The sequence below is a fragment of the Bradyrhizobium sp. Cp5.3 genome, from assembly GCF_000426265.1.
GTDB classification, from domain to species: Bacteria; Pseudomonadota; Alphaproteobacteria; order Rhizobiales; family Xanthobacteraceae; genus Bradyrhizobium; species Bradyrhizobium neotropicale.
The window spans coordinates 235972-255925 of record NZ_AUFA01000011.1 but is presented as its reverse complement, the minus strand read 5'-3'; the positions used below and the strand labels follow the sequence as shown (position 1 = coordinate 255925).

Annotated in this window: 20 protein-coding genes; 6 read left to right on the top strand and 14 right to left on the bottom strand. The window is 64.7% G+C overall.

The annotated features are described in order from the left end of the window. Nucleotides 1–101: 101 nt before the first annotated feature. The 3 genes from K289_RS0118665 to K289_RS0118655 form a co-directional block, all read right to left on the bottom strand. On the bottom strand, nucleotides 102–590 hold the full coding sequence (locus K289_RS0118665; protein ID WP_027552926.1) for a VOC family protein: 489 nt from the start codon (nucleotides 588–590) through the stop codon (nucleotides 102–104). Nucleotides 591–618: 28 nt separating this feature from the next. Next, entirely contained in the window at nucleotides 619–1047 is a 429-nt protein-coding gene (locus K289_RS0118660) for a VOC family protein (RefSeq protein WP_027552925.1), read from the bottom strand. Nucleotides 1048–1133: 86 nt separating this feature from the next. Continuing rightward, a complete protein-coding gene (locus K289_RS0118655; RefSeq protein WP_027552924.1) occupies nucleotides 1134–1643 on the bottom strand; it encodes a cupin domain-containing protein in 510 nt (169 codons plus the stop codon). Between the two features lie 127 nt (nucleotides 1644–1770). Between K289_RS0118655 and K289_RS0118650 the strand changes: the two genes are divergently transcribed. Beyond that, the gene (locus K289_RS0118650) at nucleotides 1771–1989 is read left to right on the top strand and encodes a CsbD family protein (protein WP_027552923.1); all 219 of its coding nucleotides are present in this window, start codon (nucleotides 1771–1773) and stop codon (nucleotides 1987–1989) included. Between the two features lie 186 nt (nucleotides 1990–2175). Here the strand turns inward: K289_RS0118650 and K289_RS0118645 are convergent, their stop codons facing one another. Then, entirely contained in the window at nucleotides 2176–2640 is a 465-nt protein-coding gene (locus K289_RS0118645; RefSeq protein WP_027552922.1) for an FKBP-type peptidyl-prolyl cis-trans isomerase, read from the bottom strand. Nucleotides 2641–2719: 79 nt separating this feature from the next. Further along, nucleotides 2720–4306, bottom strand: a complete 1587-nt coding sequence (gene ggt, locus K289_RS0118640) for a gamma-glutamyltransferase (protein ID WP_027552921.1) — start codon at nucleotides 4304–4306, stop codon at nucleotides 2720–2722. Between the two features lie 201 nt (nucleotides 4307–4507). On the opposite strand from ggt, the gene K289_RS0118635 reads away from it, so the two are divergent. Both K289_RS0118635 and K289_RS0118630 read left to right on the top strand, forming a co-directional pair. Next, nucleotides 4508–5290 (top strand): rhodanese-related sulfurtransferase, encoded by a 783-nt coding sequence (locus K289_RS0118635; protein ID WP_084788645.1) that lies wholly within the window; start codon nucleotides 4508–4510, stop codon nucleotides 5288–5290. Further along, nucleotides 5280–5498, top strand: a complete 219-nt coding sequence (locus K289_RS0118630) for a SlyX family protein (protein WP_027552919.1) — start codon at nucleotides 5280–5282, stop codon at nucleotides 5496–5498. Before K289_RS0118635 ends, K289_RS0118630 begins: the two co-directional genes overlap by 11 nt. A 9-nt stretch (nucleotides 5499–5507) precedes the next feature. On the opposite strand, the gene K289_RS0118625 is transcribed toward K289_RS0118630, so the two are convergent. Beyond that, complete coding sequence (locus K289_RS0118625) at nucleotides 5508–7412, bottom strand: diguanylate cyclase domain-containing protein (protein WP_027552918.1); 1905 nt, start codon at nucleotides 7410–7412, stop codon at nucleotides 5508–5510. Between the two features lie 174 nt (nucleotides 7413–7586). Further along, nucleotides 7587–7808, bottom strand: a complete 222-nt coding sequence (locus tag K289_RS0118620; protein WP_027552917.1) for a hypothetical protein — start codon at nucleotides 7806–7808, stop codon at nucleotides 7587–7589. Between the two features lie 103 nt (nucleotides 7809–7911). On the opposite strand from K289_RS0118620, the gene hemE reads away from it, so the two are divergent. After that, complete coding sequence (gene hemE, locus K289_RS0118615; protein WP_027552916.1) at nucleotides 7912–8946, top strand: uroporphyrinogen decarboxylase; 1035 nt, start codon at nucleotides 7912–7914, stop codon at nucleotides 8944–8946. 484 nt (nucleotides 8947–9430) lie between these two features. Here hemE and hemC read toward each other — a convergent pair whose 3' ends face one another. The 3 genes from hemC to K289_RS0118600 all read right to left on the bottom strand — a co-directional run bounded on the left by hemC (nucleotide 9431) and on the right by K289_RS0118600 (nucleotide 12781). Further along, a complete protein-coding gene (hemC, locus tag K289_RS0118610) occupies nucleotides 9431–10411 on the bottom strand; it encodes a hydroxymethylbilane synthase (RefSeq protein ID WP_027552915.1) in 981 nt (326 codons plus the stop codon). Nucleotides 10412–10511: 100 nt separating this feature from the next. After that, nucleotides 10512–12137, bottom strand: coding sequence for a GMC family oxidoreductase (locus K289_RS0118605; protein WP_027552914.1), 1626 nt, complete (start codon nucleotides 12135–12137; stop codon nucleotides 10512–10514). A 53-nt stretch (nucleotides 12138–12190) separates the two neighbouring features. Further along, nucleotides 12191–12781, bottom strand: a complete 591-nt coding sequence (locus K289_RS0118600) for a TetR/AcrR family transcriptional regulator (RefSeq protein WP_027552913.1) — start codon at nucleotides 12779–12781, stop codon at nucleotides 12191–12193. A 101-nt stretch (nucleotides 12782–12882) separates the two neighbouring features. On the opposite strand from K289_RS0118600, the gene K289_RS0118595 reads away from it, so the two are divergent. Together K289_RS0118595 and K289_RS0118590 are read left to right on the top strand one after the other, a co-directional pair. Further along, nucleotides 12883–13248: a nuclear transport factor 2 family protein gene (locus tag K289_RS0118595; RefSeq protein ID WP_027552912.1), complete on the top strand. Its 366-nt coding sequence runs from the start codon at nucleotides 12883–12885 to the stop codon at nucleotides 13246–13248. Nucleotides 13249–13655: 407 nt separating this feature from the next. Continuing rightward, nucleotides 13656–15617: a bifunctional diguanylate cyclase/phosphodiesterase gene (locus tag K289_RS0118590; protein WP_027552911.1), complete on the top strand. Its 1962-nt coding sequence runs from the start codon at nucleotides 13656–13658 to the stop codon at nucleotides 15615–15617. A gap of 572 nt (nucleotides 15618–16189) precedes the next feature. On the opposite strand, the gene K289_RS0118585 is transcribed toward K289_RS0118590, so the two are convergent. The 4 genes from K289_RS0118585 to K289_RS0118570 form a co-directional block, all read right to left on the bottom strand. Further along, a complete protein-coding gene (locus K289_RS0118585) occupies nucleotides 16190–17020 on the bottom strand; it encodes an LssY C-terminal domain-containing protein (protein ID WP_027552910.1) in 831 nt (276 codons plus the stop codon). A gap of 127 nt (nucleotides 17021–17147) precedes the next feature. Next, entirely contained in the window at nucleotides 17148–18128 is a 981-nt protein-coding gene (locus K289_RS0118580; protein ID WP_027552909.1) for a PDR/VanB family oxidoreductase, read from the bottom strand. Between the two features lie 11 nt (nucleotides 18129–18139). After that, nucleotides 18140–18892 carry a GntR family transcriptional regulator gene (locus tag K289_RS0118575; protein ID WP_008139252.1) on the bottom strand — a complete coding sequence of 251 codons (753 nt, stop codon included), beginning with the start codon at nucleotides 18890–18892 and terminating at the stop codon, nucleotides 18140–18142. Nucleotides 18893–18896: 4 nt separating this feature from the next. After that, entirely contained in the window at nucleotides 18897–19946 is a 1050-nt protein-coding gene (locus K289_RS0118570) for an aromatic ring-hydroxylating dioxygenase subunit alpha (protein WP_027552908.1), read from the bottom strand. Nucleotides 19947–19954 lie beyond the last annotated feature (8 nt).

Genomic DNA, 19954 nt, shown 5'->3' with positions numbered 1-19954 from the left:
GTGGGCAAAGCGACGCGTGCCCACCGCCTCTCGTTCAGTTCGGGCGAAATGGTGGGCACGGCAAACGCGTCTTTGCCCACCCTACGGCACTTGTCCTGGCCTCACGCCGCCGACTTATTCTCGAACGCCCGGCGCACGCCTTCGATATCGAGCTTGACCATCTTCATCATGGCCTGCATCGCGCGCCTCGCTGCTGCGGTGTCGGAGCTCGAAAAGAATTCGAACATCGCCTTCGGCACCACCTGCCAGGACACGCCGTAGCGGTCCTTCAGCCAGCCGCACTGCTCTTCCTTGCCGCCATGGGCGAGGAAGGCGTCCCAGACGCTGTCGACCTGGGCCTGGTCGTCGCACTTGATCATCAGCGAGAGCGCGTGGGTGTACTCTTTCTTCATGCCGCCGTTCAGCGCGACGAGGCGCTGACCGCCCAGCGTGAACTCGACGACGAGCACCGAGCCTTCCTTGCCGGACGGATTGTCGGCGACGTTGCGCTGAACGTGCAGGATCTCCGAGTCGGGCATGAGCGAGACATAGAAGTTCGCGGCCTCCTCGGCATTGCCGTTGAACCACAGGCATGGCGTGACCTTGGACATCGTGAATGCTCCTCTTTCGGGATTTCGATCAGGCGTGCGCCATGTCGGGCTGCGCAGGCGCGGCCGCCATGTCCACCCACGTCACGCCCCACATATGGCCGTCGGGATCCTCGAAGCTCCGGCCGTACATGAAGCTGAACTCCTCCTTCGGGCTGGGATCGGGCATGCCGCCCGCGACCACGGCCTTGCCGACGATATCGTCGACCTCGCTGCGGCTGTCCGCGGACAGGCAGAGCAGCACCTGGCTCGCGGCCCTCGCATCCATGATCGGCCTCGGCGTAAACTGGCGGAATTTGTCGTGGGTCACCAGCATGGCGAAAATGGTCTCGGAGAAGACCATGCAGGACGCCGTCTCGTCGCTGAATTGCGGGTTCTTGACCGCGCCGACCGCCTCATAAAAGGCGGTGGCGCGCTTGAGGTCGGTCACCGGCAGACTGACGAAGATCATCTTGGGCATCGGAAGCTCCTTCGAGGGGTTCCGCCCAAGGACGGACGGCCAGGCGGCCATCCGACACGGCTTCCGAATATTTTTTGGCGCTGGGCCTACTTCGTCTCGTTCGGATCCCGGTGGATGGGATCGACCCACAGCACCGTCTCGGGCTTCTCGACGGGCTCGATGTCAAGATTGATCGCGACCGCCTCGCCGTCGCTGCGCACCAGCACGCATTCCAGCACCTCGTCGGGGCTGGCGTTGATCTCCTGATGCGGCACGTAAGGCGGCACGAAAATGAAATCGCCGGGACCGGCTTCCGCGGTGAATTGCAGGCTCTCACCCCAGCGCATGCGCGCCTTGCCTTTCACCACATAGATGACGCTTTCGAGATGGCCGTGGTGATGCGCGCCGGTCTTGGCATCCGGCTTGATGCTGACGGTGCCCGCCCACAATTTCTGCGCGCCGACACGTGCGAAATTGATGGCGGCTGCGCGGTCCATACCTGCCGTCGACGGCACGTTCGTATCGAGCTGGTTGCCGGGAATGACGCGCACGCCATCATGTTTCCAGCGATCGTCGTGATCGTGATGGTGGGAATGCGTGTGGTCGTGGCCGGTCATCGGTCTTGCTTTCTGTTGGTTCCGTGCGCGGCAAGCTAACCAAAGCCGCAGCATCAAGCCATACCAAAATCGGAACGCTCATAGCCGCCCAGCGTTGCTTTCCTGAGCAAATCGCAAGGAGAGTTTCATGGGTAGCACGACCGACAAGATCAAAGGCACCACCAACGAGGCGATCGGCAAGGCCAAACAGGGCGTCGGTGAAGCCACCGGTTCCGAGCGCATGAAGGGCGAAGGCACGGTCCAGGAGGTCAAGGGCAAGGGCCAGAAGGCCATGGGTGATGCCAAGGACGCCGCGAAGGATGCGATCGACCGCGCCGCTGGGGCCGCAAAGCGCGGTACCGAGTAGGACATCAGAGCCGAAAGCGAAAAGACCGGCCACAAGGGCCGGTCTCTTGTGTTGATCTCTATCCGTCATGGCCGGGCTTGTCCCGGCCATCCACGACTTGGCCGCACGGAAGCAAGAACGTGGATGCCCGGGCGTAGGCCAGCGGAAGCGACGCCGTCCTTCGGACCGCTACGTCGCGACCTGCGGTCACTTCACCGCGAGCAATTCCACATCGAACATCAGCGTCGCGTTCGGCGGGATCACGCCGCCGGCGCCGCGTGCGCCGTAGCCGAGCTGCGGCGGGATGATCAGCGTGCGCTTGCCACCGACCTTCATCGAGGCGACACCCTCGTCCCACCCCGCGATGACGCGGCCCTTGCCGATCGGAAACTCGAACGGCTCGTTGCGATCGACCGACGAGTCGAATTTCTTGCCCTTCTGGCCGTTCTCATAGAGCCAGCCGGTGTAGTGCATCACGCAGATCTGGCCGGGCTTGGGCGAGGCGCCGGTGCCGACGGCGTTATCGATGATCTGCAAGCCTGAAGCTGTGGTCATGGTCTTTCCTGCGGTCTGGGCCGAGGCCGTGGTGGAAACGAAATGCGACACGCCGCCGATCACGGTGATCGCGAGTGCCGACATCAGGGCGAGAAGCGCGCGCTGAAAACGCTGCATAAGACACCTTCCATTTGAGGCGGAAGGTGTCTAGCGCAACGCGGTTGGGGTTTCCAGCCTTGCTGGAAAACTTCGCCGATCAATATCCGAGGGCGCAGCCGTCCTTGCGCGGGTCGGAACCGCCCGTGAGCGTGCCCTTGTCCCAATCGATCCAGATCGCCTGGGCGCCGCCGAGCGGGCCGACCACGCTCGTGGTCTTGTGCCCGAGCTTCTTCAGTCCCTCGACGATCGCCGCCGGCACGCTGTCCTCGAGCTGATATTGGCCCTCGTAGTGCAGGCCGCGCGGCATATCGATCGCCTCCTGCACGTCGCAGCCATAGTCGAGGATGTTGGTCAGCACATGCGTCTGGCCGGTCGGCTGATACTGACCGCCCATCACGGCGAATGGCATCACGGAGCGGCCGCCCTTGGTCAGGAGGCTCGGCATGATCGTGTGCAGCGGGCGCTTGCCGCCCGCGATGCAGTTGGGATGACCGGGCTGAATGCGGAAGCCGCCGGCGCGGTTCTGGAACAGAACGCCGGTCTTGTTGGAGACGATCGCCGAGCCGAAGGAATGCGCGATCGAATTGATGAACGAGCAGACGTTGCGGTCCTTGTCCACGACAGTGATGTAGATGGTCGAGGGATTCATCGGCGGCGCGACGTTCGGCAGGTCGAGCATGCCGTCCATGCGGATCTTGCTGATGTACTCGTCGGCAAAGCCGTTGGCGAGCATCTCGGCGACGTTGATCTTCATGTGATCGGGATCGGCGATATGCATCTCGCGATTCATGTAGGCGATGCGCGCGGCCTCAGCCTCGAGATGGAAGCGCTCGACGCTGAGCGGCGCGAACTTGGTCAGATCGAATCGCGACAGGATGTTCAGCATCAGCAGCATGGTGACGCCAGGCCCGTTCGGCGGGCACTGCCAGACGTCGTAGCCCTTGTACGCGGTGCCGATCGGCGTCGTCACGTCGGTGGTGTGCGCGGCGAAATCGTCGAGCGTGTGCAGGCCGCCGATGCCGCGCAGCGTCTCGACCATGTCCTCCGCGATCGGGCCCTTGTAGAAGGCGTCGCGTCCGTCCTTGGCGATTGCCCGCAGCGTCTTGCCGAGCTCCGCCTGGCGGATGACGTCGCCGGCCACCGGCGGCTTGCCGTGCGGCAGGAGATAGCGCTCGGTGTTGGTGCCGTTCTTCAGCTTCTCGAACTGGTTTTTCCAGTCGAAGGCGATACGGGGCGCGACGACGTAGCCCTCCTCGGCCGCCTTGATCGCGGGTTGCAGCAGGCGGTCGAAGCCGAACTTGCCGTGGTCGCGCAGCACGGTGGCGAAGGCGTCGACCACGCCGGGGATCGAGACCGCATGCGCCGAGGTCAGCGGCACCGAGTTGATCTTGCGCTCGAGATACCAGTCGGCATTCGCCGCCTTCGGCGCCCGGCCGGAGCCGTTATAGGCGATGATCTTGCCTTCGCCGCGCGGCTGGATCAGCGCATAGCAGTCGCCCCCGATGCCGGTCGATTGCGGCTCGATCACGCCGAGCACCGCCGAGCCCGCGACCGCCGCGTCCACCGCCGTGCCGCCCTCGCGCAGCACCTCGATCGCGGCGAGCGACGCCTGCGGATGCGAGGTTGCCACCATCGCGTTGGTGGCGTGGACCGTGGACCTGCCGGGGAAATGGAAGTTTCTCATGCCTGTTCTTGCTCTCTTGCCGCGGGCGCGCGTCCCGCGCGCCGTCCGAAAAACCGGGGTCTACATGACACATCCAGGCCCGGCGGGGCAATGGCTGGCATACCAGCGAAAGGCTGCCATCCGCTGCGGGAATAGACGGCTCGCTTGCGGGTTTTCCGGGCGCCGCCCGCCTGCTAAATGGGCGCCATGACTTGTCAGAACATGGCTTACAAGGTCGCCGCCTTCTACCAGTTTGCCGCCCTGCCCGATTATCGCGAGCTGCGCGAGCCGCTGCGCGCGTTCTGCGCTCGCCTGTCCCTGAAAGGCAGCGTGCTGCTCGCCCGGGAGGGTATCAACGGCACGATTGCGGGGGCACCTGATGCAATCGACGCGTTCGCCCATGAACTGGCACACGGAGCCATGTTCGGCGGCAGGCTCGACAATCTCGAATTGAAATTCTCGACCGCCGAAGAGATGCCGTTCGGCCGGCTCAAGGTGCGGCTGAAGAAGGAGATCGTCACGCTTGGTGATGAAGCTGCCGACCCGACGCGCCAGGTGGGCGTCTATGTCGACGCCACCGAGTGGAACGCGCTGATCGCCTCGCCCGATACGCTGCTGCTCGACACCCGCAACGCTTTCGAGGTCGAGATGGGCACGTTCGAGGGCGCGGTCGATCCCGGCATCAAGAGCTTCGGCCAGTTCAAGGACTTTGCGGCACGGCAGCTCGATCCGGCCAAGCACCGCAGGATCGCGATGTTCTGCACCGGCGGCATCCGCTGCGAGAAGGCGAGCGCGCATCTGCTCGCGCGCGGATTTACCGAGGTCTATCACCTCAAGGGCGGCATCCTGAAATATCTGGAAGAGGTGCCGGAGGCGCAGAGCCGCTGGCGCGGCGAATGCTTCGTGTTCGACGAGCGCGTGGCGCTCGGCCATGGCTTGCGAGAACTTGGCTTGCGAGAACTTGGCCTGCGCGAACGGGACAAGGGACAGGCACGTGACGAATGACATCAAGGCGCTGAGCGAGCGCATCGACACGCTGGAGACGCGCCTCGCCTATCAGGATGACACCATCGAAACGCTGAACCAGACCATCACCGCGCAATGGAAGCAGATCGACACGCTGACGCGGCAGATCGCACAGCTTGCCGAACGGCTCCAGGAGGCCGAGGCCAATGCGCCGGGGCCCGCGAATGAGCGGCCGCCGCATTACTGAGCGGATGAACTAGAAACCAGAGGCTCTGGGCAGGAGGTTCATCACCTCGCCCGACATCATCAACCGGTCGCGCCCGGCTTCCTTCGCGCTGTAGAGCGCGCGATCGGCGGCCTCAACCAGCGACGCCCCGCCTGCACTGCGCTCGAGCGCCGGCCGGCTGACGGCGCCTCCAAGTGAGGCGGTGACGCAGCTAGAGGCCGGATTGGACGTATGGACGAGACCCGCCTCGCGGATCGCCCGGCGGATCCGCTCGCCGATCCGCGCACAGCCGGCGGCGTCGGTATTCGGCAGCAGCATCGCGAATTCCTCGCCGCCATAGCGCGCCGCGAGATCGCCGGCGCGCTGCATCTCGGCCGCGAGGATCTTGGCGACCACGCGCAGGCAGGCATCGCCCGCGGGATGGCCGTATTCATCGTTGTAGGCCTTGAAGTGATCGACATCGATCATCAGCAAGGCAAGGCTCGAACGGTCGCGATAGGCGCGCGCCCACTCCTCGTTCAGGCGCTCGTCGAAACGGCGGCGATTGGCGAGCCCGGTGAGGCTGTCCTCGATCGCGAGGGTCTCGAGCCTGGTCTCCAGCTTCTTCTGCTCGGTGATGTCGCGCGAGATCGCGACCACGCCGTCGACATTGCCATTGTCCTTGCGCGTCGCCCGCATGCTCGATTCGAGCCAGACCTCGGCGTTCTGCCGGTGCGCATTGCGGTAGGTGACCCGCGCCTCGTCCTTCTCGCCGCGCTTCATGGCATCGACGATCGCCTGGACCTGCGGCCGATCGTCCGGATGGATGCCCGCGAGCGCGGGCGTGCCGATCAGCTGACTGGCGCGCCAGCCGACGACGCGGATCGATGAGGGCGAGACATAGCGCAGCCGCTGGTCGAGCCCGATGCGGGTCACCATGTCGCTGGAGCCCTCCGCGAGCAGCCGGAAATGGGCTTCCTTTTCACCAAGTGCCGCCGCCATGCGCTTGCCGCGCTGCAATTGCCGCACCAGCACGGCGCCGATGATCGCGATCAGCATCACCAGCGCGAGCACGTAGAGCATGCGGGAGATCGCCGCCGCGCGCCAGGGCGCGAGCAGCTCCTCCTTGTCGACGGTGGCGAGCAGGACGAGCGGGTAGCGGCTGCTGCGCTTGAAGAAGCTGACGCGCTCAGTGCCGTCGAGCGGCGACTTGAAATGATAGGCCCCGCCCGGCCGCTGCAGGCTCGGGTCGCGGAACAGCGGCGTGTCGGCGACGCTGCGGCCGACGAATTTGTCATTGCTCGGATTGCGCGCGATGATCATCCCATCGCCATGCACCAGCGCCACCGAGCTGTTGCGGCCGATCTCGAACTGCTCGTAGAAGCGCGAAAGATAGTTGGCGCTGATGGTCGCCAGGACGACGCCGCCGAAGCTTCCGTCCAGCCGGTTGAAGCGGCGCGACAGCGTGACGACCGATTCGCCGTCCAGGAGGCTCTTCACGGGACGGCCGACATAGGCCTCGCGCTTCGGCGAGAACTGGTGATGACGGAAGAATTCGTCGTCGCTGAGCGTCGAGGTGACCGCGCCCGAGCCGGTCAGCCAGTTGCCCTTGTCGTCGACGATAGCGAGGCTGTGAATGCGCGGGATCGCCTTCTTGCGTATCTCCAGGAGGTTTCGCAGCTTGCCGACCGTGGCCGGATCAGTGCCGTCCATCTCCAGCCGGCTGACGACGCCGACAACCCCGGAATCCAGGAGATCGAGGCTGTCCTCGGCGTGCTGCGTCAGCGAGCGGGCGACGTTCGCCATCTCTGTCTCGGCGCTTCTGAGCACGGCATCGCGGGCGGTCCATTCGCGCCAGGCACTGATGCCGAGAATCGCCGTGCAAGTCAGCACGACGAATGCCGCCGCCCGCAACGGCAGACGGCTCCATCCGGCTCTGTGAGTAGCGACGGTCATGCGGCAGGCTTCTCCGATCGTTTCGGAAACTCTGCCGCTTCTATGATTGAACCCTGAAATAACCGCTGGGATTCACAGCGATATGCGGGTTTTCCGTAGTCCTACGGACGCCAGCGTCCGAGGATCGCTAACAAGGTATTATCAAGCCTGTCGGAAACCGGCGGCGCCGACCCCTTAGCTGAAGATGGCCTTAACCTTGTCCCAGAGCGAGCCGTTTTCCGCCTCCGCGTCGGCCTTCGACGGGGTCGGCTGGGTGGCACTGACGGGATCGGACGCAGGGAAGGTGTCGACCAGCCCGGCGTCGAGCTTCGCGTGGGTCTCGCGATCCGCGGCGAGCGCCCTGTGCGGGTCCTCGGCGTGCTTGTCATGCGGCGCCGGATTGAATCTCTCAGCCATGATCTCCTCCATTGGCTGATCAACGCGTCCCATTTGCGGCAGTTCCCCTGTTTCGCTGACGCCTGCGGCGGTGTATCAGGAACCGCAACCATCAGGACTTTTCGTGCCCCAGTCTCCGACGAAACCTTTCATCGACGTGCTCTCCGGCCAGCGCCAGGCCACCCCGCCGGTCTGGATGATGCGGCAGGCCGGCCGATATCTGCCGGAATATCGCGAGGTCCGCGCCAAGGCCGGCGGCTTCCTCGATCTCTGCTTTTCCCCGGAACTCGCCGCGGAAGTCACGCTGCAGCCGATCCGACGGTTCGGCTTCGACGCGGCGATCATCTTCTCCGACATTCTGGTGATCCCCTACGCGCTCGGCCGCTCCGTGCGCTTCGAGGTCGGCGAAGGTCCGCGGCTCGAGCCGCTGGATGATCCCGGCAAGGTCGCCACGCTGGCGTCGCGCGCCGATTTCGCCAAGCTCGCGCCGGTGTTCGAAGCCTTACGCATCGTGCGCGGCGCGCTCGATCCGAAAGTCGCGCTGATCGGCTTCTGCGGCGCGCCTTGGACGGTCGCAACCTACATGGTCGCAGGCCACGGCACGCCGGACCAGGCGCCGGCGCGGATGATGGCCTATCGGCATCCGGAGGCGTTTTCCAAAATCATCGACGTGCTCGTCGACAATTCGGTCGAATATCTGCTCGCACAACTCGCTGCCGGCGCCGACGCCTTGCAGATCTTCGACACCTGGGCCGGCGTGCTGCCGCCGGCCGAATTCGCGCGCTGGTCAATCGAGCCGACGCGGCGCATCGTCGCCGGCGTGCGCGCCAAGGTGCCGGACGCCAGGATCATCGGCTTTCCCCGCGGCGCCGGCGCGCAGCTACCGGTCTATGTCGAGGCAACCGGCGTCAACGCCGTCAGCATCGACTGGACCGCGGAGCCGTCCTTCATCCGCGAGCGCGTGCAGAGCAAAGTCGCCGTGCAGGGCAATCTCGATCCCTTGGTGCTGATCACCGGCGGCGATGCGCTCGACCGCGCCGTCGACACCGTGCTGGCGAACTTCGCGCAGGGACGGCTGATCTTCAATCTCGGCCACGGCATCCAGCCGGAAACGCCGATCACCCATGTCGAGCAGATGCTGAAGCGCGTGCGCGGCTGACGTATCGAAGCGCCATCCGTTCCCTTCCCCCTTGCGCGGGAGGGGAATCGCATATGAGAGTTTGGCAGGCAGCCTCCTTGCGGCCCATCCTTCGAGACGCCCGCTGTAGGCGGGCACCTCAGGATGAGGTCTTATTTCGGGGCGAAATCCTCGACCCTCATGGTGAGGAGCGCCGCCTTACGGCGCGTCTCGAACCATGAAGGCCGAGCGCTTTCGCGCCACAAGGGCATATGCGATAGCCCTACCCCGCAAGGTGGGAGAGGGCGCAGTGTGCCGCGTAACGACCAATGTCTCGATGTGGCTCCAGCCGGGATCGTGCGCCCCAACAAAAAACGCGAAAACAACCCCATGCAAAGTAGAAATCACTGAAGAATTTCGTCCGGCATGGCTTGAGCCCTGCAGCCTGTAGCGACGGCGTTTGACACGTCGGGCAAAACAGGAGCACGAATGTATGATCGCGCCGATTGTGATTTCGTAGGCAGGCTTAGCGCGGCCGGCTGCGCTCGATGATCTCCGCCGCCCCCTTCGCCAGCAGATCGAGGCCCACCGCACGGCCGAGCTCGCGCGGCCGGTCGGCAGGGCCAACGCGCGAGGCTTCGATGATGGTGTTGCCGGAGAGATCGAGCACGGATGCGGCGAGCGACATCTGATCGCCGTCGATCGTCGAGAAGCCCGCGACCGGCGAATTGCAGTGGCCGTTGAGCACCCACAGCACCTCGCGCTCGGCATCGGCGCAGGCATGCGCGGCCGGATCATCGATCGATGCGAGAATGCGCCGCGTCTGCCAGTCCTGCGCCGCACATTCCACCGCGACGATGCCCTGCCCCGCCGCGGGCAGCATTTCCGCAGGCGTGAACTCGTAGGCAATGCGGCTCGCGAGGCCGACGCGGTCGAGCCCCGAGCGCGCCATGATCAGCGCGTCCGCCGGTCCCACCGCGCCGCCATCCGGCAGACGCTGCTTCTCGCCATTGTCGAGCTTGCGCACACGCGTGTCGGCGGCGCCGCGGAAGTGGATCACCTCGACTTGCGGAAACAGCCGCCGCGCATAGGCCGCACGCCGCACGGCGTTGGTGCCGATCTTGAAACCCTTGCCACGCGACTGGCGTAGCGCTTCCAGCGTGACGCCATCGCGCAGCACCAGTGCGTCGCTCGGCGGATCGCGCGAGAGCGTCGCGCCAATCACGAGGCCCGGCGTGTCTTCATTGCCGGGCATGTCCTTCAACGAATGCATGGCCGCCTGCAATTCGCCCGAGAGCACGGCGGCACGGATCTGCGCCACGAAAGCGCCGCCCTTGCCGCCATGCGGCAGCAGCTTGCTGGTCTGGTCGAGATCGCCCGTGGTGTCGAACTTGACGATCTCCACATCGAGATCGGGCATGGCGGCGGTCAGGCGGCGCGCGATCTCTTCCGTCTGTGCCAGCGCCATCGCGCTCTTGCGTGTGCCGATCTTTAGTCGAGTAGCCAAGTCGTATGCTCCTTTGGCGCGTTCTCTTGTTTAGGCATGACATTTTCGGAAAACCGGTTCCCACTTTGCGCTAACGCGGCCCTTCGGGTCCGGATCATGCCTACCGCGCATCCTCCAATATCATGTCGGAGGCCTTTTCCGCGATCATGATGATCGGCGCGTTGGTATTGCCGGACACGAGGTCCGGCATGACCGAGCCGTCGACGACGCGAAGGCCCTCGAGGCCCTTCACCTTCAGCCGCTGATCGACCACCGCAAGCGCATCATTGCCCATACGGCAGGTCGAGGTCGGATGATAGATGGTGCTGCCGCGTTCGCGGCAGAAATCCAAGAGTTCCGCATCCGTGGATACCTTCGCACCGGGATCGACCTCGTCGACCACGAACGGCTTCAGCGCCGGCGCGGCCAGGATCTTGCGCAGGATCTTCAGAGCTTCGACGTTGGTCGTGCGATCAGTCTCGGTCGACATGTAGTTGATGCGGATTTCCGGCGGCACGGTCGGATCGGCGCTCCTGATGCGCAGGCTGCCGCGGCTCTCCGGCCGGAGCTGACACACCGACGCGGTGAAGCCGGAGAAATCGTGCAGCTTCTCGCCCATCTTGTCGGTCGAGAACGGCAGGAAATGGACCTGGATATCGGGCGAGGCGAGCCGCGGACTGGTCTTGAAGAAGGCGCCTGCGGTACCCGCCGCAATCGTCAGCCAGCCCTTGCGGAACAGCGCATAGCGCGCGCCTTCGAGCGTGCGGCGGATCGGATGATTGACGGTGTCGTTCAGCGTGATCTTCTGCGAGCAGCGCATCACGATGCGGACCTGCATGTGGTCCTGGAGATCGTGTCCGACGCCCTGCGCGTCCAGCACCACGTCGATGCCGTGCTTGCGCAGGAGGTCGGCGGGACCGACGCCGGAGAGCTGAAGCAGCTGCGGAGAGTTGTAGGCCCCGCTCGACAGCACGATCTCCCTGCGCGCCCGGGCGCGGCGCAGTTGGGCGCCCTGCCGGTACTCGACGCCGACGGCGCGGCGGCCCTCGAACAGGACGCGCTGGCCGAGCGCGCCAGTCTCGATCTTGAGATTGCCGCGGGTCCTGGCCGGGCCAAGATAGGCCACCGCCGTCGAGGCGCGGCGACCGTTTCGCGTCGTGGTCTGGAACAGGCCGACGCCTTCCTGCTTGGCGCCATTGAAGTCGGGGTTGTAAGGCAGACCGGTCTCGACGGCGGCGTCGATGAAGGCCTTCGAGAGCGGGTCGGTCATGATCATGTCGGATACCGGCAGCGGGCCGCCGCTGCCGTGGAATTCGCTCGCGCCGCGCGTCTGGTTCTCCGCCTTCTTGAAATAGGGCAGCACGTCGTCATAGCCCCAGCCGGTGTTGCCGAGCTGACGCCAGCGATCATAGTCCTCGTGCTGGCCGCGGACGTAGAGCAGGCCGTTGATCGAGCTCGATCCGCCCAGCGTCTTGCCGCGCGGCTGGAACACCTGACGCCCCTTCAGCTCGGGCTCCGGCTCGGTCTGGTACATCCAGTTGACGGTCTTCTCCTTGAACAGCTTGCCGTAGCCGAGCGGCACGTGGATCCAGATGTTGGCGTCCTTCGGCCCCGCTTCGAGCAGCAGCACGGTATGCTTGCCGTTCGCGGAGAGCCGGTTGGCGAGCACGCAGCCGGCGGAGCCGGCGCCAACGATGATGTAATCGAATTCGGGATCTGACGGCGCGAGGGAGGAATTTGCGTTCATGTCTTGCTGTTCTTGTTGTTGGTTGGCGTTTCCGTTTTCGTCACTTAGCACAATCAATCGTGGAGGCGCAGCGCCTCGACCAGCGACTTGAACGCACGGGCATATTCCGCGCCGGCCCTTGCGATATCCGCACGCCCGGCGCAGGCGACCGCGGCTTCCGTCACCGCGCCGAGCAGCAGCCGCGCCAGCGGCTCGACCGGCTGCCGTGCAATCAGGCCGGCCTCCATGGCCGCAGTGATGGCGCGCGGCAGCTTGCCGCCAAAATGCTGCGCGTCGATCTCGCGCCAGCGCTCCCAGCCGAGCACCGCCGGGCCGTCACGCAGGATGATCTGGCCGGTCGGGCCCTTGGCGGTCGCGGCAAAATAATGCTGGGTGCCGGCGACCATCGCTGCAAGCACGTCCTTCTCGGTGCGCGCGGCGCGATCGATCTCGATGACGAGATCGCGCGAGACAGAATCGAACACCGCCTCGAACACCGCCTCCTTGGTCTTGAAGTGGTGATAGACCGCGCCCTTGGCGATGTGGGCGGCCTCGGCGATCTCGTCCATGGTGGTGGCGGCGAAGCCCTGCGCGCCGAACAGGCGGCGCGCAGCCGTCAGGATCGCCTCTGATGTCGCCGCCCGCCGTTCCGCCTGTTTCGCCATGGATTTCCTCTAGTCGAATTCGGCACAGGCGGCCAGTTGACTTTTCGACTGATGGTCGGTATTTACCGACTGTCAGTCGGTTTTTAATCGTGAGGTGTGGCATGCCGAGCCGTGAGATCGTGGAAGCCTTTGCAAAGCGGCTGGAGGCCGGGGATTTCGTCGGCGCGATCGAGCAATTCTACACGCCCGACGCGGCGACCTATGAAAACAACGCCGCGCCGGTGGTCGGGCGGGACAAGCTGGCAGCGAAGGAGCGCGGCGTGCTCGCCGCTTTCAAGGAGGTCAAGGCCGTTCGCGTCGGACCGAGCCTGATCGAGGGCGACAACGTCGCCTCGCGCTGGATCTTCACGTTCACCAATGCCGAAGGCGTCACGCGCACGCTCGAGGAGATCGCCTGGCAGACCTGGCGGGGCGATGAACTGATCGAAGAACGGTTCTATTACGATCCCAAGCAGCTGGGGCGCTGAGCTCGCCGCGATTGCTGGGTCATCGCATTTGAAAGAGAACGGGTGGGCAACCTCCTCGCGGCCCATCCTTCGAGACGCCGCTTTCGGCGGGCTCCTCAGGATGAGGTCTTGTTCCGCGGCGAAATCCTAGACCCTCATGGTTAGGAGCGCCGCCTTACGGTGCGTCTCGGACCATGAGGCCGAGCATGTTCACAGCTATTAATGGACCATCTGCGATTTGCTTCCCGCGACACCGTAACGCCAGCGGCGCGCATTTGTATCGATTTGTTATCGATACGAATGCTTCGGCACTTAGAAGTGATCGCACCGATGCCGGTCAGCGGGGATAATTCATAGTTCGTCAAAGGTTTGCAGCGAATTTTCCGGCTCGAGCCGGGAAAACGGCCAATGCTGCTGCAGGCTCTGGAATGCGGACCCAACTGAGTTCCTATTTCGCCGGACTGTTCGCCGGCGATCTGTCCGCTTTCGGCGGACCCGCAACCGACGAAGCCGTCGCCGGCCATATCCGTGCCGAGCAGATGTCGCTCGTGCTCGGCTATTCCGTCGGCATCATGCTCGCCAATGCCTGCAATGCGGCCGTGCTGGCCATCGCGCTGTGGCATTCGCCGGACTGGAAGCTGGCGACGATCTGGGCCGTCGTCGTGGCCGGCGCCGCGATCGCATTCGGCGTGCAATCCCACGCATCGCGCCGCATCACCAAGCCGCAATTCGTATCCCGCCGTGCGGTGCACCGGCTGGTGCGGAATGCCTTCGTCCTCGGCACCGCCTGGGGCATCGTGCCGGTCGCTTTCTTCGCAAACGCCGACACCGGCGGGAAACTCGTCATCACCTGCCTGTGCTCGGGCATGCTGGCCGGCGGTGCACTTGCCTTCGCGACGATCCCGATCGCGGCAATCGCATTCACGTTCCCCCTCTTCCTCGGCATTGCCATCTGTCTCGGCCGCAGCAACGATCTCGCTTATCTGCTGATCGCTGTCCTGGTGGCAGTCTATGGAACCGTGCTGTTGCGCGGTGTGTTCATCAATTCCTTTGCGTTCGCGCGACGCCTGATGCGGCAGATCGAGACGGAACGCACGGTCCGGCAGGACCCTCTGACCCACCTGCCCAACCGCTTCGCGTTCAACGAGACGCTCGATGCCGCCCTCAAGAGGCTGGGCCTGTCCGGCGAGGAATTCGCGGTGCTTCTCCTCGACCTCGATCGTTTCAAGGAGGTCAACGACAAGTTCGGCCATCCCGCCGGCGACGAATTCTTGGTCCAGGTCGCGAGCCGGCTGCAACGCTGCACCCGCGCGGCCGAACACGTCGCCCGCATCGGCGGCGACGAGTTCGCGCTGGTGATGGCCAACCTGGCACGGCCGGAAGATGCGCTCGAGATCGCCGAACGCTTCATCGCGGCCTTCGACGAGCCGTTCACGATCGAGGGCCGCGAGATCGTCGGCGCGACCAGCGTCGGCATCGTGCTGGCGCCACGCGACGGCAACACGACGCTCGACATCATGAAGAATGCCGACACCGCGCTCTACCGCGCCAAGAAGGCCGGCCCCGGCACGGTCTGCTTCTTCGAGGTCAGCGACGACAAGGCATCGCGCGACCGCAAGGCGCTGCAATCGGATCTCGAGGGGGCGATCGCGCGGGATGAGCTTTTTCTGGTCTATCAGCCGTTCCTCAATCTCGGCGAAAACCGCATCACCGGCTTCGAGGCGCTATTGCGCTGGCAGCATCCCTCGCGCGGACTGGTCCCGCCGAGCGAGTTCATTCCGATCGCGGAAGAGACCGGGCTGATCCACGAGATCGGCGAATGGGTCATCCACCGCGCCTGCGCGACGCTCGCGGACTGGCCGGAGGACATCAGGGTCGCCGTGAATTTCTCGGCGGCACAGTTTCACAACACGGCAATCCTGCAGACCATCGTGCAGGCGCTCGCCGAGGCCGAGATCGCCCCACATCGACTCGAGATCGAGATCACGGAGTCGATGCTGCTGTCGAAATATGGTTCAGCGACCTCGATCCTGAAGGCGCTCTTGCAGCTCGGCGTCACCGTGGCGCTCGACGATTTCGGCACCGGGTTCTCGTCGCTGACCTATTTGCGCAAGCTGCCGTTCAGCCGCATCAAGATCGACCAGTCCTTCATCCGCGACATGCTGGCGCAGCCGGACTGCGCGGCGATCGTCAAATCGGTGATCGCCCTCGCGCGGGACTTGCGGATCGGCGTGGTCGCGGAAGGGGTCGAGACCGCCGATGAGCTGGAATATCTGCGCCAGACCCAGTGCGACGAAGTCCAGGGCTATCTGATCGGCCGGCCGGCGACGGCCGAGCAGGTGCTGGCGCTGCTCGACCCGAAGAAGCGCCGCGCGACCTACGCGGCTTGATCCAGAGCCTGTACGATCTCATGGCCCTCCCGACGCTGGGCAGGTGATGTCATTTCTGCCCCGAAATCGGATGTCGGTGGGGATGAAGGCAGTCCGCCAAGGGCGAAGAGCGGTCATTCAAGCAAGCAGAGAGCGAATTAGCTTGCGTTGCTTTGAGTCCTTTAGCACTCTCTGGCAAGGAGGCCGATGCATGAAGAAAATGACCGTCGCGTGTGCTGTTGGAACGGCCCTGGTGCTGTGTAACCTTGGGACGTCTGGTGCTGAAGCCCGGGCGCGAAAGGCCCAGGTCGTTGGTGAACCACGGCAGAGGCTTGTCGTTACGCCGCCCGTGATAACGCCAACTCCGTGGGATTATTATGTTGTTCCACGATATCGTTATCGCCCTGAGGACGACCGGGTCGATCCATACGGCCCGCCCCTGGTGTCGTCGTGGGTCCGCTATGAGGGGTGGCGGTGGCCATACTGGTGGTGATCGGCGACTGACGGACGCGGAACTGAATAGGAACGCCGAGTCACAACCGCGCATCGTGACGCCGCATTGTGGCTAAGAGCTAACGACGGCGGCCGTGGCATCAAGCGCTATTTGCTGCCAGGATCGCCAACGTGATCTCGCCATCGGTAATGTAGTGGTTGACCCGTTCGGTGAGGAGATTCTCGCCGGCTTGATAGACTTTCACCGCTTCGATGGATCGGTTCCTCCTCAACTCGCCGACAATATACTCGCGCTCTGCAACGGTATCCGAATCCGTGGCGTGGGTGATCTGAAACGACAGACGGGTGAGGGATAGGCCGGTGTCTCTGGTGCCGGCTCCCACCCAAAGAACGCTTTCATTGTCCGGCGGACGTTCGGTGTTGAGCCAAAACTCAGTCGTTCCCCAGGTCGCCTGCGCACGCATTTGGCTCAAAGCCCAGAACCGTATGTGGTGGCGTTTCCGCGGACTGTTGTCGATCGCCCTTTGAAAACCGATGTCCTGGCCTCGCCCGAAGAGATAGAGGGTGCTGAATGGGGCGGTGGGGTATGGAGTATTGAACACAAAGGCTCGGACCATGCCCCATGAGCTGGCCAGACCGAGCCGATCGGCTTCCGACCAGCCGAGCGCTGCGAAGGCTTCGCGAAGCTGCTGGAGCGTGCCGACGAGCACGACATTCACGGGGTCTCCAGGCAATCCGTCGCCGGTAATCGCGTAACTCGGCACTCGCTTGCTTTGGAGGATCTTCAGGCCGATCCGAATGGCACGCGGCAGAACGATATAAGCGGCAAGGCCGTAGGTAACAGCGACGGCCAGAATCCAAGGTAGCCTGCGGTCCGCGGTTTCAAAGACGACAAAGACAATCAACCAGATGCAGAAGAGCCCCAGTCCAAAGATCAGCAAACGTTGCACGAAACGCTTGAGCAATCTCATGATCTTGCCCCGCCTAGTGGAGAACCCGTTCAGGCTGGCAGCTTCTCGAGGCTGGCTTGGCTCGGCAGACTACGCCCGTATTGCAGTCTGAGCAAACAATCCCGGATTAATCAGTACGCGCCCTGCGTCAGATCGCGTCCGCCCGAAGCAGGGTGTCCACCGTGATGGTGCCGCGGGCGCGCGAGACGCAGGCGCAGATCTTCTGGTTGCTCTCCTTCTGATGATCGCTGAAGAAGACGTCGCGGTGGTCGATCTCGCCATCGACCTCGACCACGTCGACAGCACACAGCCCGCATTCGCCGCGCTTGCAGTCGTACATCACCTCGTGGCCGCTCGCATTGAGCACGTCCAGCATCGAGCGCTCACGGGGGATTTCGAGCTCGACATTGGAGCCCTTCAGGCGCACGCGGAACGTCTCGGTCGGCAGCGTACCGCTGGAACCGAAGGTCTCGTAGCGGAGGTCGGGAAGCGGATGGCCCGCGGCGATCCAGGCGTGGCGCGCGGCGTCCAGCATCCGCATCGGGCCGCAGAACAGCGCGAGCGCGCCTTGCGGCAGCGACGCAAACAGCGCAGCGAGATCGAGCCGCTTGCCTTCGTCGCCGGCGTGGACGACCAGGCGATCGCCGAGCACCGCGGCGAGATCGTCGAGATAGGCGGCATCGCCGCGCGACCGCACGGCGTAGTGCAGCGACACCTTCGCGCCGCGCCGCGCCAGCGCCTGAGCCGCGCCGACGATCGGCGTGATGCCGATGCCGCCGGCGATCAGGCAGTAATTTTCACGCGCCCAATCGACCGCGAGCAGCGAGGCGGGCTGGGTGATGTCGAGCCGCGCCCCCGGCGCCAGCTGCCACATGTAGCGCGAGCCGCCGCGGGAATCCTCGGCGCGGCGCACCGCGATGCGGAAACCGCGCGACGAGGCCTCGCCGACCAGCGAATAGGACCGCGTCTCCGGCTGGCCGTCGATGGTGACGCTGACATTGATGTGGCTGCCGACCGGATAGGCGGCACCGTCGAATTGATCCGGCAGGATCAGGAATTCGCGGATGCCGGGCGCGAGGTCACGCATCGAGACGAGCGTGGCCGGAGTCCAGGTTTCGATGAAGCGCATGGCTACTGCCCTCAATCGGTTGCGGTCTTGATCAGCGCAAGCGCCGGCAAGAGGTCGAGATGGGTCCGGTTGCGCAGCGCGAGCCGCAAATTGCGCACGGCGAGCCGCGCGTGCTCGCGCATCACGGCTTCGGCGCGCGCGCCCTCGCGGTTCTCGATCGCATCGATCACGACGCGATGATGCTCCTGCCCGATGATCAGGATCTGCTGCGCTTCGGGCAGCGCCGATTGCGCCATCACGAAGCCGCTGGGCGAGGCGAACGGCAGCGCGGAGGCGCGGTCGATCTGCCTTATCAAGGGCGGGCTGCGCGACAATTCGGTGAGCAGCGCGTGGAAACGCGCGTTCAGCGTGACATAGGACGAGAACGCATCGACCGAGATCGGCACCTGGCGCAGCAATTCGTCGATCGCCGCGAGGCACTCCTTCAGCGGCTCGAGCTCGCGCGCCGAGACGCCGCGCTCGGCGGCGAAACGCGCGGCGAGCCCTTCCAGCGTGCCGCGCAGCTCGATGGAGTCGGAGATGTCGCGCTCGGAGAACGCCTTCACCATGAAGCCGCCGGAGGGGATCGCCTCCAGCAGGCCCTCCTCCTCGAGCCGCACCAGCGCCATGCGCACCGGCGTGCGCGAGGCACCGGTCGTCTCCACCGCCTGAAGCTCGGAAATGCGCTCGCCCGGACGCAAGGAGCCCGACAGGATCTGATCGCGCAGCGCGAGCTGCGCCTTCACGGTCTGCGAGACGGAGCGGTCGACCTCGCGCTCGGCCATGGCCCTACTCCGCGGCCTGCAGGTGCTGCGGCCCGTTTTCCTTCGCCACCATCTTGTCGATCAGCTTGCGCGACCACATCGCGCCGGCGTCGATGTTGAGGTTGTAGAAGACGCGATCCGGGTTCTCGTCCATCGCGCGCTGCTGCGCTTCGAGGATCAGCTCGTCCTCGTGGAAGATACCGGACACGCCTTCGCGGATCTCGGTGGTGATGCGCTGCTCGCCGATGCGATAATTGCGCACGAAGGCCCAGAAATAATGGCAGGTCTTCTCGGTCTCGGGGGTGATGGTGTTGAGCACGAAGCCGTTGACGCCCTGCGAGCGGTCGCCTTCCGGCGCGCCGGTGCCGGTCGGCGCCACGCCGACGTCGATCGCGATGGTGCACGGCGCCTCGAAGCGGATGATCTGCCAGCGGTCGACGAGGCCGGACTGACCGAGCTGCTTGGCCCAGAACGGCGGCGCCTCGATGCCGCGCATCCAGCGCGTCACGGTCACGGTCTTCTCGCCATGGGTGACGTCGAACGGCGCTTCGGCGACGGCCTCGTTGCCGATGGATGAGCCGTGCACGAAGGTCTCGTGGGTGAGGTCCATGAGATTGTCGAGCACGAGGCGATAGTCGCAATTGACGTGAATGGTCTTGCCGTCGCCGGCCCAGGCCGGATCGTGGTTCCAGTGCATGTCGGGAACGAGTGCCGGATCGGCGAGCGCGGGATCGCCCATCCAGAGCCAGATGTAGCGGTGTCGCTCGACCACGGGATAGGCGCGGACGCAGGCCGACGGGTTGATGGTTTCCTGCGAGGGCATGAAGGTGCAGCGCCCCTGCGCGTTGTACTTCAGGCCGTGATAGCCGCAGACGACGGTGTCGCCTTCGAGCCGTCCCTTGGACAGCGGCACCAGACGATGCCAGCAGGCATCCTCCAGTGCGGCCACCGAGCCATCGGCCTTCCGGTACATCACGACATGCTTGCCGCAGATCGTCCTCGCCAGCAGCGCCGGCTTCACCTCGGCATCCCAGGCGGCCGCGTACCAGGCGTTCATCGGGAAGGGTTTTGTCACTGGTCTCT